Raw genomic sequence first — 14,929 nt, 5'->3', positions numbered from 1 at the left:
GTCAGTCCCCATCCGGATCAAGCTTTGCCGCCGTCGGGTTTGTCCAAGACCCTCCCAACGAGTAAGATTCTCCCCAAACGTCAATTCGCAAGGCCCTCCATGTCTACTCAATACAATGCGGATGCCATTGAGGTCCTCAATGGCCTTGAACCGGTGCGTCGCCGCCCCGGCATGTATACCGACACCACCCGGCCCAATCACCTCGGCCAGGAGGTCATCGACAACAGCGTCGACGAAGCGCTGGCGGGTCACGCCCGTACTCTGGAGGTGACCCTGTATGAAGACCAGTCCCTCGAGGTGATCGATGACGGCCGCGGTATGCCGGTCGATATCCACCCGGAGGAAGGGGTGTGCGGTGTGGAGCTGATCCTCTGCAAGCTGCACGCGGGCGGCAAATTCTCCAACAAGAACTACCAGTTCTCCGGCGGTCTGCACGGGGTGGGCATCTCGGTGGTAAATGCCCTTTCCGATCGGGTCGAGGTGACGGTACGTCGCGACGGCCAGGTCTATGACATCGCCTTCGAGCGTGGCGAGAAGGTGCAGGAGCTGACCATCACCGGCACCTGCGGGCGCCGCAACACCGGCACCCGGGTGCGCTTCTGGCCGCAGGCGAGCTACTTCGACTCGCCCCGCTTCTCGGTCACTAAGCTCGAGCACCTGCTGAAAGCGAAAGCGGTACTCTGCCCCGGTCTCACCATCAAGTTCCTCGACAAGAACACCGGTATCAAGCTGGAGTGGTGCTACGAAGATGGCCTCAAGGATTATCTGGTCGACGCGGTCAAGCAGTTCACCTGCCTGCCGGAACAGCCCTTTATCGGCTCATTCAGCACCGAACAGTCTGCGGTGGATTGGGCACTCTGCTGGCTGCCGGAAGGGGGCGAATGCCTCGCCGAATCCTATGTGAACCTGATCCCCACCGCCCAGGGCGGTACCCACGTCAACGGTCTGCGTCAGGGGCTGCTCGACGCCATGCGCGAGTTCTGCGAGTTCCGCAACCTGTTGCCGCGCGGGGTCAAGCTGACCCCGGAAGATATCTGGGATCGCTGCGCCTACATCCTCTCGGTCAAGATGCAGGATCCGCAGTTCGCCGGTCAGACCAAGGAGCGGCTCTCCTCGCGCCAGAGCTCGGCGTTCGTCTCCGGCGTGGTGAAGGATGCCTTCAGTCTGTATCTGAACAGCAACACCGAGCTGGCGGAGCAGCTGGCCGAACTCTGTATCAGCAGCGCCCAGCGCCGGATGCGCGCCGCCAAGACGGTGGTGCGCAAGAAGATCACTCAGGGCCCGGCGCTGCCCGGCAAGCTGACCGACTGCAACTGCGCCGACCCCATGCAGGGCGAACTGTTTCTGGTGGAGGGTGACTCCGCGGGCGGCAGTGCCAAGCAGGCGCGGGATCGGGAGTTTCAGGCCATCATGCCGCTGCGCGGCAAGATCCTGAACACCTGGGAGGTAGAGGCCGGTCAGGTGCTCGCCTCGCAAGAAGTGCACGATATCTCGGTGGCCATCGGGCTCGATCCCGACTCCGAGGATCTCAGCGGCCTGCGCTACGGCAAGGTGTGCATCCTCGCGGATGCGGACTCGGACGGTCTGCACATCGCCACCCTGCTCTGCGCCCTGTTCGTGAAGCACTTCCGCGCGCTGGTCAATCAGGGCCACGTCTATGTCGCCATGCCGCCCCTCTACCGGATCGACATCGGCAAAGAGGTGTTCTACGCCCTCGACGAGGACGAGAAGAACGGCGTGCTGCAGCGGGTCGAGGCCGAGAAGAAGAAGGGCAAAGTGATGGTGACCCGATTCAAGGGTCTGGGTGAGATGAACCCGAAACAGCTGCGGGAAACCACCATGGATCCCAACACTCGCCGTCTGGTGCAGCTCACCATGGGGCCAGAGGCTGAAGGGGATGAGACCCTGCAACTGATGGACATGCTGCTGGCCAAGAAGCGGGCGGGCGATCGCCGCGAGTGGCTCGAAGAGAAGGGCAACCTCGCCATCATCTAAGCCGTCGGCTGGCCCTGTGCGGGCCAGCAAGCATTTAGCCGGAGTCGCCCTGTGGCGGCTCCCGAACCGAAAGAGAAAATCACATGAGTGATGCTATCGAGCTCAGTCTGGACGGGGTAGAGCGCCAGCCAATGCGCACCTTTACCGAACAGGCTTACTTGAACTACTCCATGTACGTCATCATGGATCGGGCCTTGCCGCATATCGGCGACGGCCTCAAACCGGTGCAGCGGCGCATCATCTACGCCATGAGCGAGCTGGGTCTGTCGGCCCTCTCCAAGCACAAGAAGTCCGCCCGTACCGTGGGTGATGTGCTGGGTAAGTACCACCCCCACGGCGACAGCGCCTGTTATGAAGCCATGGTGCTGATGGCTCAGCCCTTCTCCTACCGCTACCCGCTGGTGGATGGTCAGGGCAACTGGGGGGCGCCGGATGATCCCAAATCCTTTGCCGCCATGCGTTATACCGAAGCTCGCTTGTCGCGCTTCTCCGAGCTGCTGCTCTCCGAGCTGGGCCAAGGCACGGTGGAGTGGACGCCGAACTTCGACGGCACCATGAAAGAACCGGTGGTGCTGCCGGCCCGCCTGCCGCACATCCTGCTCAACGGGGTGACCGGTATCGCGGTGGGCATGGCGACCGACATCCCGCCCCACAACGCGCGGGAAGTGGCCTACGCCTGTGCCGAACTGCTCGACAACCCCAATGCGGGGCTCGATGTGTTGATGCAGCACATTCAGGGGCCGGACTACCCGACCAACGCCGAGATCATCACCCCGCGCGACGATATCCGCAAAATCTACGAGACCGGCAAGGGCTCCATCAAGCAGCGGGCGGTCTGGAGCGAGGAGGATGGCGACATCGTCATCACTGCGCTGCCCCATCAGGCCTCCGGCGCCAAGATCATGGAGCAGATCGCCGCCCAGATGGTGGCCAAAAAGCTGCCGATGGTGACCGACCTGCGCGATGAATCTGACCACGAGAACCCGACCCGTCTGGTGATCGTGCCGCGCTCCAACCGGGTGGATGTAGAGGGGCTGATGGCCCACCTGTTCGCCACCACGGATCTGGAGAAGAACTACCGGGTCAACCTCAACATCCTCGGTCTCGACAACCGGCCGCAGGTCAAGTGCCTCAAGACCATCCTCAGCGAGTGGATCATCTTCCGCCGCGAGACCGTGCGTCGCCGTCTGCAGTTCCGCCTCGACAAGGTGCTGGCTCGCCTGCATATCCTCGAAGGCTTGCTGATTGCCTATCTCAACATCGATGAGGTGATCGAGATCATCCGTACCGAGGATGAGCCGGGCAAGGTGATGGTGGAGCGCTTCAACATCAGCGAAACCCAGGCCGAAGCGATCCTCGAGCTGAAACTGCGCCATCTGGCCAAGCTCGAAGAGTTCAAGCTGCGTGCCGAACAGAACGAACTGGCCGAAGAGCGCGACAAGCTGGAGCTGATCCTGGGCTCCGAGCGTCGCCTCAATACACTGCTCAAGAAAGAGCTGCTGGCCGATGCCGAGAAGTACGGCGACGATCGCCGCACCCCGCTGGTGGAACGTGCTACCGCTGTGGCGCTGACCGAGAAAGAGCTTATTCCCAGCGAACCGGTCACCGTCATCCTCTCCGACAAGGGGTGGGTGCGCGCCGCCAAGGGCCACGACGTCGATGTGGCGGGGCTCTCCTACAAGGCGGGAGACAGCTATCTGGCCCACGCCTGTGGCCGCAGCAACCAGCAGGCGGTGTTTCTCTCCACGCTGGGCCGCACCTACGCCCTCGAATCCCACACCTTGCCATCCGCCCGCAGTCAGGGCGAACCGCTCACCGGCCGCTTTGCGCTGGGGGCCGGGGAAGAGGTGCGCCATCTGGTAATGGGCAACGAGGGTGAGCCCTACCTTATCTGTTCCGATGCTGGTTACGGCTTTGTCTGCACCTATGACGACCTCATCGGCAAGAACAAGAACGGCAAGGCGTTGCTCACCGTGCCGGAAGGTGGCTTGGTGATGGCACCCCAGAAGATTGGCTCGCCAGAGACCGATCTCTGCATGGCCATCTCCAACGAGGGGCGCATGCTGCTGTTCCCGCTCAACACCCTGCCGGTACTCGGCAAGGGCAAGGGCAACAAGCTGATCAGCATTCCGTCGGCACGGGTCAAGGCGCGGGAAGAGTTTATGGTGATGGCCGCCATTATCCCGCAGGGGCAATATGTGACCCTGTTTGCCGGCAAGCGCAAGCTGACCCTCAAACCCTCTGATCTCGACTACTACCGCGGCGAGCGCGGCCGCCGTGGCGCCAAGCTGCCCCGCGGTTTGCAGCGGGTCGATCGCATCGAGATTGAGCCCGCCGCCGGTGCTGAACCGGTCGCGGAGGAAAATCAGGAAGGGTAATTAATATAGAAAGGGCGCGAAAGCGCCCTTTAATCTAATTGATGACTAATGATTTTCATCAAGTTCATGATGTTTTTCATTTTAGTATTTAACTTCTTTCTTACAGAGATCGCAATATATAAAACAGGCTATGTCATGGAAGCTATGCGTATTTCCACAATGTTCACAACATAGGTTTTCAAAACTCTTCGTTTTTGAAATTTTACTGTAAATTCTTTCTGATAAACCTTTTTTTGGTTTAATTTGGTGGTTTTTTATGGAGTTCGAGTTTGAGCTATAAATGCTATAAAAATCATTTTTATTCACTTCTGCCATAGATGCTTCACGTCTTTTGTTTTCAAGAAGTAATTTCTCTTTGGCTTTCTCTTTTTTTATTATCTCGGCCTGGTTTTGTGCATTTTTTTCTGATAAGTCAGAATCGAAAAAATAGAGTTTTCCAGTGTCATTGTTATATGTTAAGTCATCCAGAGATACTAGCCTATCCACAGCTCGCACGGAAACTGTTGCAGAGTCTTGTAACTCTACTGCATAATATTCATGGTAATAGCATTTTAATAAGAGTTTCTCTGCAACTAAACTGGCAGTTTTGGCTTCGTTATCGAATATAAAAGCATTCGATTTGTTTGCATAAAAAATATCTAGCTCGGTGAATTTCTTTTCCTCAAAGCTCAAGAAGATCCATAAAATAAAGGCTGCGCTGTTTTTATAAAAATCTTCGCGAGCAATTATGATATCGATAAATGTTGTGGAAACTTGCAGTTCAAAAGCAACTCTTACGCCAAGCTTGGTGTTTTTTGCAGAAACATCAGGTCTACGCCATTTTTTTGCAATTCCAGTGATATTTTCCTCTCGAAAGGTTTTCTCTACTTCTACGCTGCTAAACGTGGGGTCACTCTCTAGTAATTTGGCAATTAACAGCTTGTTGACTCTATGCAATGGGCCTTCTTTTTGCCCATTGTATTTCATTGCATTTATTTCGTCGAAACTAAGGTGGGACGTTGTTTTGATTGGGCAATCATCAGAATCCTTAATATGTCTAAAGTAGAAGCTTTGATCTAAACGGCCTGCCAATATCACAGGTTGGTAGCATGTTGAGCATAACATGGTGAGTGCACCAACACTCGGCCTCAGTTTTCGCCTCATCTCAAAGAGTTCTTTCTGGGAACGCTCTAAAATGTCTCTGACGAAATAAATTTTTCCATCTGAAGGAGAAAAGACTTCTTTAATAGTGCCCTGTTTCATCAGTGTTCCTCCATAAACTGCTGAAAAATATTCGAAATAGTCAATGTTAAATTTTGAACAGTGTACCTCGTAAAGGGCGTTGTATGAAGCTCTACGCTTTTTGTGTAGGGTTGTAGATTAACGAATCGTAATCAGACGATTGTGAAAACCTATTGTCTCAATGTGGTCGGTAATTCTATTTTGCGATCCCCTCATCCCCAGCTCGTAGGGCCGTAGGTTTGATTAGCGAAGCGTAATCAGACGATCGCGAAAACCGGTTGCCGCAATTCTGCCGGTGTTCCAGCTGATCTCTTCTCTATGTCCATAGCCACCGAGCTTGCGGTGCGGACGATTACGCTTCGCTAATCGACCCTACGCGCTCCTGCTTGATTTAACGTTCTGCGGCTTGTCGGTGGCTTCTGTTGTGATGGTTTGCTCCCCCTCATCCCCGACCCTTCTCCCCTTGTTTATGGCAAAGAGTGGGAGAAGGGAGCCCGGCTCGCAGCAATTTTGGAATGGCGTGACAGCTACGGCTACAGGTTGGCAGGCACTTGTTCCCTCTCCCCTTGGGAGAGGGTCAGGGTGAGGGGAGGTCACCGTAGGGTGCAATGAAATTACACCGCTATTGAATCCGTGAGGTGGCCGGTGCTATGAGCTGCCCGGCAGGGTCTGTTGCATCACTGCTTCGGCTTTGGGTTAACCGGCCCGCTGAGAGGAAAACCGGGGCTCAATATCACGGAGGCAGGCTGTGGTGATGAGCTGGGCAGCGGGTTGCTGAGGGTTAGATTGTTTCACTGGTAAGACAGAAAAATTTTTATTGTTGCCTGGGTGCAAAAATATGCCCTGGTTATTGGGTTCTTGCAGGAGAGAGGGCTTATCGGCGCGGGGAGAGGGTGAGCCCCGATCTGGTTGACGACGAGGCTTCTCTTGGTGTTTGCAGGGCTGGTTTAAAACAGCCCGAGCAGGAGAAACGGCAGATAGAGCAGGTTGGCTAGCATCAGCAGGCGACCCCAATAGCGCAGATGGGCAAGCTGGGAGGTGGCGATGACCAACCCGACATTGTCTGGCTCGCCACCTCGTTTCTTGACCGGGCGCAGCCGCAGCCAAAGCATGATGGCCCGCATCACGGGCAGCGCCATTATGCTGGGATAGAGCAGCAGCAGGGTCCATATCAAGTAGACCAGATCGGGCCTGCGCAGATAGCTGATCTCGTCCAGCCCCCAGAGCAGGGAGAGGGGGATCAGGGTAAGCAAACTGGCATTGATGGCAAATAACAGGGCTGCGCCGCTCAGTGCATTGGTGATTGGGAATGGGTTGGCCTGCATAGATTGTCCGAAAGGGTCAAATTCGAGCGCTGTTATAGGCGTGGTCGTCCCGGCGAACAAGGGCAAAGGTGTAAATCTTTGTATCGGTTGGCGGAGCGTGGATCGGGTTGTCTTTCCAAATGGTTGAATTCCATCGTGACTGGCTTGACCCTGGCGGCCTTGTCCGGGATTCGCAATCAGGGGGGAGCTAAGCGGTTGGGCGGGTTCTGCTATCGACATGGCCAGCAAGCAGCCTGATTGCTGCCAACAGAGCGAGGGCTACTCACCTGCCCGGATCGGTGGTTTGGCCATCTTTCTCCCTCTGCCAGCAGCTGCCAGATAATTAATCAAAAGATGGAGTCAGGGATGAGCGCGAGCGCGTTGAGGTGGTGGCCATGCGGCAAGATTGCCAAATTTGCAGCCCTGTTTGGCGAGATTAGCGTCAGCCAATCACCCCGTTATTTGGCTAATTATCCCTCCTGCACAGTGGCTACCATAGTGGATCAGGTGTCGTTTGTTGCTTGCTTGTGATAACAGATTTGACAGTATCGCTGGGTATGCGGGTAATAACACGGCATGTGTATGGCTTTGTTAAAATATATCGAAAATATATGGCGCAAATAACAATTATGGCCCGCTTGATTCAAGTCTGCCGCGCCAGACAATTAAGTTTATTCACAATAAATGGCGGGCGGAAATATCGTATGCATTAATAAATTAAACAAAGAAAAGATCCGTTTAACCTTGGTCTGGCAACCCCGCTAATTTGGTTGTTTTAGTGCCGGAATTGGTAGTATAACAATGCATAAGGATGCACTCCTGGCATCACTCTTGGCTTTCCTGTCCCAGATTGGGAGTATAAATATGGAGGTTTTGTGTCAACAGTTAATAATGGTAATAAAGAGAGCGCAGACGTCAGTCTAAATGCTTTCAGACAACCCAAATCGTTCTATCTGATTTTCTCCATCGAATTGTGGGAGCGTTTTGGTTATTACGGCCTGCAGGGCATTATGGCCGTTTATCTGGTCAAAATGCTTGGCATGAGCGAGGCCGACTCGATCACGCTGTTCTCCTCTTTCAGTGCGCTGGTTTACGGTTTTATCTCTGTCGGTGGCTGGTTGGGAGACAAGGTCCTCGGAACCAAGCGCGTGATTATGCTGGGGGCAATGGTATTGGCGGTTGGCTATGCCCTGGTTGCCTATTCTGGCCATAATGTCACGTTGGTTTATGTCGGTATGGCGGCTATCGCGGTCGGTAACGGTCTGTTCAAAGCGAACCCGGCCTCCTTGCTGTCTACCTGTTACGATAAAAACGATCCGCGTTTGGACGGTGCATTCACCATGTACTACATGTCCATCAACATTGGCTCCTTCTTCTCCATGCTGGCTACCCCTTGGCTCGCGGCCAAATATGGCTGGAGCATTGCGTTCTCACTGAGCGTGGTGGGGATGCTGATTACCCTGGTCAATTTCATGGTGTGCCGCCGTTGGGTTAAAGATCACGGCTCCAAGCCTGATTTTGCTCCCATCAGATACGATCACCTGATGATGGTGCTGGTTGGGGTTGTTGCGCTGATCGGTGTCTCTTACTGGCTGCTGCACAATCAGACCGTTGCCCGTGCCGCACTGGCTGTTATCTCTCTGGGTATCGTGCTGATTTTTGCCAAAGAGACCTTCGCCCTGCATGGCGCCGCGCGTCGCAAAATGATCGTGGCATTTCTGCTGATGCTGGAAGCGGTGATTTTCTTTGTGCTCTATAACCAGATGCCGACTTCGCTGAACTTCTTCGCGATTCACAACGTTGAGCACTCCATTCTGGGCATCGCCTTTGAACCGGAACAGTATCAGGCTCTGAACCCGTTCTGGATCATGTTGGCAAGCCCGCTGCTGGCTGCGCTCTATAACAAGATGGGTGACCGTCTGCCCATGCCGCACAAGTTTGCCATCGGCATGGTGCTCTGCTCCGGCGCATTCCTGGTGCTGCCATGGGGCGCATCGTTCGCCAACGAACAGGGTATTGTCTCGGTGAACTGGCTGATCCTGAGTTATGCGCTGCAGAGTATCGGTGAACTGATGATCTCCGGTTTGGGCCTGGCCATGGTCGCCCAGCTGGTGCCACAGCGCCTGATGGGTTTCATCATGGGGGCCTGGTTCCTGACTACCGCGGCCGCTGCGCTGATCGCAGGTAAAGTGGCTGCGTTGACCGCAGTACCTTCAGATGTACCGGATGCTCATGCTTCACTGGCCATTTATAGCCATGTGTTTATGCAAATCGGTATCGCCACTGCGGTGATTGCTGTAGTCATGATCCTGACAGCACCCAAGCTGAATGCCATGACTCAGAGCAGTGATGAAGAAAATGCACGTGAAGCGGCTTGATAAGCCGGTTTGGTAACATAAAAAAACGCCCTTCTGGGCGTTTTTTTATCTCTGCCATTTATATCAGTCGAGCAAATGGCGGTGGATGGCAATCGGATCATTAGGGTGACAATGGCATATTGTTATTTATGAAAAACACCATCCCTCGCGAACAAGCAAAGGGCGATGGCCAATATTGGGATGCATGTTGAGATTCCGGTGACGGATATGCAGTGAGCCTTCTATATATACCGTTTTTGATATCGAATTCGAACGTGTGGAGATCGCTGGCAATGACATGGCATTATTCCCATTTATTGACGGCGTCAAAGGTTGTGCCAGTGCGTTGGCCGGAAGCGAGAGTTATATCCCGAGTCAGGATGGCGCGCCTCTTTATCTGACGGTGAACGATATTGCGCGGGTGATGCTGGATGCGCTATCGGTGGGTGCTGGGTGACTGAATTTCAGGACATGGAAGGTAACCGGATGGCCTTGCTGGACAGAATGTTTTGCGCTTTTTAGCGCAGCCTAAACAGGGGCTATCTATTGCATATACCGTCAACTTCTACCGTCAACTTCGCCAAAAGAGAGGGCCCCGCTATCGAAGATGGCGGGGCCCTTTGCATGACGGCCTGAGCGATTGATTAAACCGTCGGTTGATCAAGGGGCCACGTGGAATGGCCGCCTCGATTCTGTCAGACGGGGATGGCGGCGGCAGCCGGTTGCGGTGCCAGCTTGGCGGCAATCAGCAGGCGCAGGCGAGGCACCAGGAGCAGCAATACCACGCCACCGGCCATCGAGCCCCAGCCCAGCATATTGAACACCGAGCTGTAACCCGGGTTGGTAGCCACCGGAGAGCTGCCGATATTCTGCGGCATGGCGCTGGAGACATAGCCCGCCAGCACGGAGGCGACGCCGGTCACCATCATCCAGCAGCCCATCAGCAGACCCTGCAGGCTGGCGGGGGCCAGCTTGCCGATCATGGCGTAGCCGATGGGGGAGATCAGCAGCTCGCCAATACTTTGCAGCACATAGCTGATGGCGATCCACTTGAAGGCGACCATCCCGTCGGCCCCTGCCAAATGAATGCCGAGCGGCAGCACCAGCATGCCGAGCCCCATGCAGAACAGGGAGGCGGCAAACTGGGAGGGGATATCGATATTCCAGCCATGGTCCCGCAGTCGATTGAACAGCAGCGCCATTAGGGGGCCACCGATAACGATGACGATGGTGTTGATGTTCTGGATCCACTGGGGAGCGACCTGCAGCCCGAACACGTTGAGGTTGATGTTGTGTTCGGAGAAGAGCATCAGCCCCATGGGCGCCAGCTGGTAGAGCGACCAGAAGATGAGGGAGCCGAGGGCGAGGATCAGGTAGGCAACCATGCGGCTGCGCTCGGCGGTGTCCGGGTGGCGGGCGGTCATCACGCAGAGCAACACCAGTACCACGGCGCCCAGCAGCAGCACGAAGTTGCTGCTAAAGCTGGCGTGGGTCAGCAGCAGGCGCAGCGCGGGCACCAGCAGGGCCAGAATGGCGACGCCAAGCAACATGCGGCGGTAGAAGCGACCTCCTTTGACATGGCGCAGCGGGGTGCTGATATCCGCCAGAATCGGCCAGCAGGCGAAGGTGGCAATGATGGCGATGATGTTGCCCAGGGTGGCGAACAGGAACAGGGTGCGGTAATCCTCGGTGAGCTGGAAATACCCCGCTACCGTGAAGCCCATAAAGAAGCCCAGATTCATCCCGGCGTAGTTCCACAGGAAGGCGCTCTCGCGGCGGTGATCATCGGGGGCGAAGCGCTGGGTCAGCATCATGTTGAGGCAGGTGACGTTGAGGCCGCTGCCGGTCAGGAACATGGCGAGCCCCCAGTAGAGGCCGGAGATCCCCATCTCGGCGATGAAGTAGCAGCCGATCACCTGCAGCACCATCCCCATCACGAACAGATTGCGGTTGCTGAGGTAGCGCCCGCCAAGGTAACCGCCAAACAGGTGCAGGCCATAGTTGAAGGCACCGAAGACCCCCATCATGGCGTTGGCCTGGGATTCACTGAAGCCGAGACGCTTGGTGGCATAGAGCACCAGGGTCGAGTAGAGCACGGCAAACCCCAGGGTCGAGAAGGTCTGGATAAAGAACAGGGCGCCTGAACCGGGTGGGACGGCTGCGTGCTGGGAGTGTGGTGTCGAAGCGCTCACGGTTGGTCTCCTGTGAGAAGGAAAATCACAACTCATCCTGAGAATGTACCGGTCTGCTGCCGGCTAGCCTTGTGCGCTTCCATGCTGGTCTGAAGGCCGGTCTGTCATTTAGCGGCCAGCTCGATCAAATTGCCATACCTTAAATTTAATCCGAGGTGATTAATTGCTTTTTATTGATCTATTCCGCCTTTTTATGCGTATTTTGGGCGTCATTAGCACCCGGGTGTCCACGTCGTTCTCATAGGGGAGATGTGATCTGGTCGATCATTTGGTGTCTGTTTCGGCTTTTTAATGCGATTCGCGTCCCGTTTTTAACCCCGTTACGCAGCTGAACCCCGGCTGTTGCGTCGTTGGTTGTTTATTCACCCATAAGCATTGAGTGAATAAATATCGGGAGAGAGGGAGTGAAATGAGGAGCGGTGAAAGGCATGGTGGATTGGTATCCCGACTCCACAGCGTTAAGGCAATGGAGTCGGAGCATTGTATAGATTATTGATTGCTTTATTGTGGTGCTAATTTTGAAAGCGCTGATTTATCAAGACCCTTCTCGAGGCCAGACATTGCTTTCTGTACTTCGGGGCTTGAGAATAGCTCGGTTGCGGCAACCTGTCCCAGTAATTGGAAACTGGTAGTAATTGTTGCGGTTCCTTCATAAGCGAGAGCTTTTGATGCCTGTTCTCGGCATGTCTTTGTTAATATTTTTGTAAATAGTTTGCCCGTTGTTTCGTTTGCATTATCCAGCTCTTTTTGTGACACGTTTGCGATAGATTTCACTGCAGGGTGTGCCGCTGCGGAGGCAAACATCCATCGAACAAGGGATGTGCGATCATTTTTTGTGGTTGATTCTATGAGGCATTTTGCCAAATCATCGCCATAGGGACCTGCGTTTACACCGTGTGATAAGAAGAGGCTAATTGCTATAACAACATATTTTATTTTCATAATAACCCTCATATAAACGTTAGTTGAAAATAGATGTGTAAATTAACTTTGATTCAGCATTGGTAGACAATGCCACCTATGTTATAGAAATGAGAAAAGGAATTAAATAACTCCTCATCTTGTTTTTTAAATATTTATAGATGTTATGTTTAGATTAGAAAAATAGAGGCTATTAAATTTTTACATGACCAGCCGTTATGATTCGCCCTGTATTTTGGTATCACACTGAGCAGCAGATATAACAACGCCCGGCGGGCCGGGCGTTGTGGTGCGACTGGATGGACGACGACAATGCGCCGTTAGAAGTCGTGGTAGAGCGGCCAGCCGAGCAGCGGGTGCTTGAGACCGGCGCGCATCTCGAAGTTGTCGAGTTTTTCCGGTGAGGCGTTCTCTTTTTGCAGCAGCTGGTACTGGCGCACAAAGCCCAGCGTGTGCAACAGGTTGGGGACAAACCCCTTGCTGAGATCCTGACGCAGACCGGCGATCAGTTCGCCCGGCAGCTCTGCCAGCAGCAACTCCAGCTGGGCGGCCAGATAGTCGGTGTCGTACCACTCCTCGTTGAGCTCAATCTCCCGCGCCAGCTTGCGTTTGAGATCCTGCTTCACCTTGAGCTTGGCGGCGCCGCTGCCATTGCCGCAGAGAATGCGGTAGAGCAGCGCTTCGGCCAGCTTGTCTTCCATGGTCGGGTGGTCGTTTTCGCAGGCGAAGCAGTGCTGATCCAGCAGGGTCATCAGGCGGGTCTTGTTGTGTTCGGCCAGCGCCTTCTCGTACTCCTGCCAACCTTGCCACTCTTCCACGTCAGGCGGGCTGGAGATCTTGTCCAGCAGGCGGGCATCCACATCCCCGTAGAGGTTGTTGCCGCCGGGCTGCTTGCTGCTGACCGAGATCAGCATCGACCACCCTTTCTGGAACGGCTTGATGGGCCCTTCCGGTGCTTGCAGCAGGGCGAGTGCCTTGGCCGTGTCGCGCTGGGAGAGCTCCTGCAGGCCGAGGCTCACCACGCCGATCACGTCGTGGGCTGCCTGCTCCAGCAGGTGCATCTTGTACTTGTTGTAGTACTTGTCGGCGAACTTCAGGCTCATCAACACCGCCTTGCCCTTGATGGCGGCAAGTTGCTGCTCGGTCAGCCGTTCGTTGTCGCGGCCAAAGCGCAGCACCTGAGTGAGGAAGGGGCCCTGATTGACGTCGCGTATTACTAGTTGCATTGCGGGGTTCCTCAATCCAGAAAGCTGAACATGTCGTCGACTTCGGCGTACTCGTCCTCGACCTTGTTCTTCTCTTTGGCCTGCATCACCAGCTCGCTGGCGAACTTGTTGATGATCCCTTCCCAGCTGGAGTGCTCGTTGCGCAGCAGCGCCTTGATGGATTTCTCCACCTCGGGAGTCAGCTCGCGGATCAGCATCAACAGGCTGCGCGGATCATCCAGCGCATAGTCGTGGGCATCTTCGCTCTGCTGGCGGTTGCTGTAGGAGAGTGCCTCTTCCAGATCTTCCTCTTCGGCATGCAGGGTGTCGTGGAAGCCTTCGTCATCATCAAAGCGATCGCCGCGATAGAACTCGATAAAGGGGATGGCGAGGTAGAAAAGACCGGCCGGATCGTCGGCGATACACTCGAGGATCTCGGTCTGTTTGGCTTCGCTATCCTGGGTGCGGATCAGGTAGTTGAGGAAGTCAAAGGTGTGCTGTTGCAGCTCTTCGGCGTTGTTCTTGATCGCCTCTTCCCAGTAGAGGGGCTGCTGGCAGACGATGTCGCGGATCCGCTCCGGGGTCATCAGCTCGGAGATGATGGAGGGGAATGACATGTCATGCTGGCCGTTGATCTGGGTCAGGGTGACGATATCGATCTGTTCAATGACTTCGACCAGCTGCTCATCAGACATGGTTTTGGCGATCAGCTCGAACTTTTCGCTGGCCTGCTTCGGCTCGATAACGGCCAGCTCTTTGATCTCGATGGCAGTAATTTCTATCAGACTGTTGTTCATGCGTTGCCCCAATTAGAAACGTACTTCGTCGTACATATCCTGATCGCCGTCGTCGTCACCATCACCGTTGTAGTCGGCGTCGGCATCTTCCCCGTCTTCATCTTCGTCGTCACGCAGCTCGTAGTCGTCATCGGCACGGCGGCCACCGCGCGGTAGCGGGTTGTCGAGCTGGAACAGCACGGCGCAGGCTTCGATCAGCTGATCTTCGCTCTGGGCTCGCACCGCCTTGACCAGTGGCAGATCGGCATTGTTAAACGCCACCGACACCTTGAATTCGTCCCATGAGGGTTGTACGCCGCTGCCGAGCCACTTGTTCCACTCAAGCTTGGCCTTGGCCGGAAACTGCACCCGGCCATAGAGAGCCAGCGGCAGGTATTCCGGCATGAACTCCAGCATGCTCATATCGGCCAGCAGCAGGGTCTTCATCTTGCCGGTGAACTGTTCCAGCGCCTTGGGGTCATCCTGATCCCGATAGGATTCGATGTTCTCGCTCGCGTCACTTATCAGCGCTTTGATGCGCGCCTGATCCCATTTTTTCTGCATAGTGGCTCTTCTTTAT

11 protein-coding genes are annotated in these 14,929 nt (G+C 55.1%); 4 read left to right on the top strand and 7 right to left on the bottom strand.

From position 1 onward, the window contains the following. The first annotated feature begins 99 nt into the window (after positions 1–99). Together parE and parC are read left to right on the top strand one after the other, a co-directional pair. Entirely contained in the window at positions 100–1,995 is a 1,896-nt protein-coding gene (gene parE / locus ACE1BR_RS16440) for a DNA topoisomerase IV subunit B (RefSeq protein ID WP_374872127.1), read from the top strand. Between the two features lie 83 nt (positions 1,996–2,078). Beyond that, the gene (parC, locus tag ACE1BR_RS16435; RefSeq protein ID WP_374872125.1) at positions 2,079–4,373 is read left to right on the top strand and encodes a DNA topoisomerase IV subunit A; all 2,295 of its coding nucleotides are present in this window, start codon (positions 2,079–2,081) and stop codon (positions 4,371–4,373) included. An 81-nt stretch (positions 4,374–4,454) separates the two neighbouring features. On the opposite strand, the gene ACE1BR_RS16430 is transcribed toward parC, so the two are convergent. Together ACE1BR_RS16430 and ACE1BR_RS16425 are read right to left on the bottom strand one after the other, a co-directional pair. Continuing rightward, on the bottom strand, positions 4,455–5,615 hold the full coding sequence (locus ACE1BR_RS16430; protein ID WP_374872123.1) for a DUF6035 family protein: 1,161 nt from the start codon (positions 5,613–5,615) through the stop codon (positions 4,455–4,457). A gap of 926 nt (positions 5,616–6,541) precedes the next feature. After that, positions 6,542–6,919, bottom strand: a complete 378-nt coding sequence (locus ACE1BR_RS16425) for a hypothetical protein (protein ID WP_374872121.1) — start codon at positions 6,917–6,919, stop codon at positions 6,542–6,544. 854 nt (positions 6,920–7,773) lie between these two features. Here ACE1BR_RS16425 and dtpA point away from each other — a divergent pair. Then, positions 7,774–9,276: a dipeptide/tripeptide permease DtpA gene (gene dtpA / locus ACE1BR_RS16420; protein ID WP_374872119.1), complete on the top strand. Its 1,503-nt coding sequence runs from the start codon at positions 7,774–7,776 to the stop codon at positions 9,274–9,276. Positions 9,277–9,553: 277 nt separating this feature from the next. Then, positions 9,554–9,712, top strand: a complete 159-nt coding sequence (locus ACE1BR_RS16415) for a hypothetical protein (protein ID WP_374872117.1) — start codon at positions 9,554–9,556, stop codon at positions 9,710–9,712. Positions 9,713–9,950: 238 nt separating this feature from the next. Here ACE1BR_RS16415 and ACE1BR_RS16410 read toward each other — a convergent pair whose 3' ends face one another. The 5 genes from ACE1BR_RS16410 to ACE1BR_RS16390 all read right to left on the bottom strand — a co-directional run bounded on the left by ACE1BR_RS16410 (position 9,951) and on the right by ACE1BR_RS16390 (position 14,913). Beyond that, positions 9,951–11,447 (bottom strand): peptide MFS transporter, encoded by a 1,497-nt coding sequence (locus ACE1BR_RS16410; RefSeq protein ID WP_374872115.1) that lies wholly within the window; start codon positions 11,445–11,447, stop codon positions 9,951–9,953. 501 nt (positions 11,448–11,948) lie between these two features. After that, on the bottom strand, positions 11,949–12,389 hold the full coding sequence (locus ACE1BR_RS16405; protein WP_156152864.1) for a hypothetical protein: 441 nt from the start codon (positions 12,387–12,389) through the stop codon (positions 11,949–11,951). A gap of 299 nt (positions 12,390–12,688) precedes the next feature. Continuing rightward, complete coding sequence (locus tag ACE1BR_RS16400; RefSeq protein WP_374872113.1) at positions 12,689–13,594, bottom strand: hypothetical protein; 906 nt, start codon at positions 13,592–13,594, stop codon at positions 12,689–12,691. Positions 13,595–13,605: 11 nt separating this feature from the next. Next, complete coding sequence (locus ACE1BR_RS16395; protein WP_374872111.1) at positions 13,606–14,370, bottom strand: hypothetical protein; 765 nt, start codon at positions 14,368–14,370, stop codon at positions 13,606–13,608. Between the two features lie 12 nt (positions 14,371–14,382). Further along, entirely contained in the window at positions 14,383–14,913 is a 531-nt protein-coding gene (locus ACE1BR_RS16390; protein WP_374872109.1) for a hypothetical protein, read from the bottom strand. Positions 14,914–14,929 lie beyond the last annotated feature (16 nt).

This window comes from Aeromonas sp. MdU4, from assembly GCF_041929505.1.
GTDB lineage: Bacteria > Pseudomonadota > Gammaproteobacteria > Enterobacterales > Aeromonadaceae > Aeromonas.
This window is presented reverse-complemented; position numbering and strand designations above follow the sequence as displayed.

Bases quoted from the DNA above. Each gene is read 5' to 3' on its own strand.
- parE (WP_374872127.1), top strand. From the start codon at position 100: ATGTCTACTCAATACAATGCGGATGCCATTGAGGTCCTCAATGGCCTT.
- parC (WP_374872125.1), top strand. From the start codon at position 2,079: ATGAGTGATGCTATCGAGCTCAGTCTGGACGGGGTAGAGCGCCAGCCA.
- ACE1BR_RS16430 (WP_374872123.1), bottom strand. From the start codon at position 5,615: ATGAAACAGGGCACTATTAAAGAAGTCTTTTCTCCTTCAGATGGAAAA.
- ACE1BR_RS16425 (WP_374872121.1), bottom strand. From the start codon at position 6,919: ATGCAGGCCAACCCATTCCCAATCACCAATGCACTGAGCGGCGCAGCC.
- ACE1BR_RS16415 (WP_374872117.1), top strand. From the start codon at position 9,554: ATGGCATTATTCCCATTTATTGACGGCGTCAAAGGTTGTGCCAGTGCG.
- ACE1BR_RS16405 (WP_156152864.1), bottom strand. From the start codon at position 12,389: ATGAAAATAAAATATGTTGTTATAGCAATTAGCCTCTTCTTATCACAC.
- ACE1BR_RS16400 (WP_374872113.1), bottom strand. From the start codon at position 13,594: ATGCAACTAGTAATACGCGACGTCAATCAGGGCCCCTTCCTCACTCAG.
- ACE1BR_RS16395 (WP_374872111.1), bottom strand. From the start codon at position 14,370: ATGAACAACAGTCTGATAGAAATTACTGCCATCGAGATCAAAGAGCTG.
- ACE1BR_RS16390 (WP_374872109.1), bottom strand. From the start codon at position 14,913: ATGCAGAAAAAATGGGATCAGGCGCGCATCAAAGCGCTGATAAGTGAC.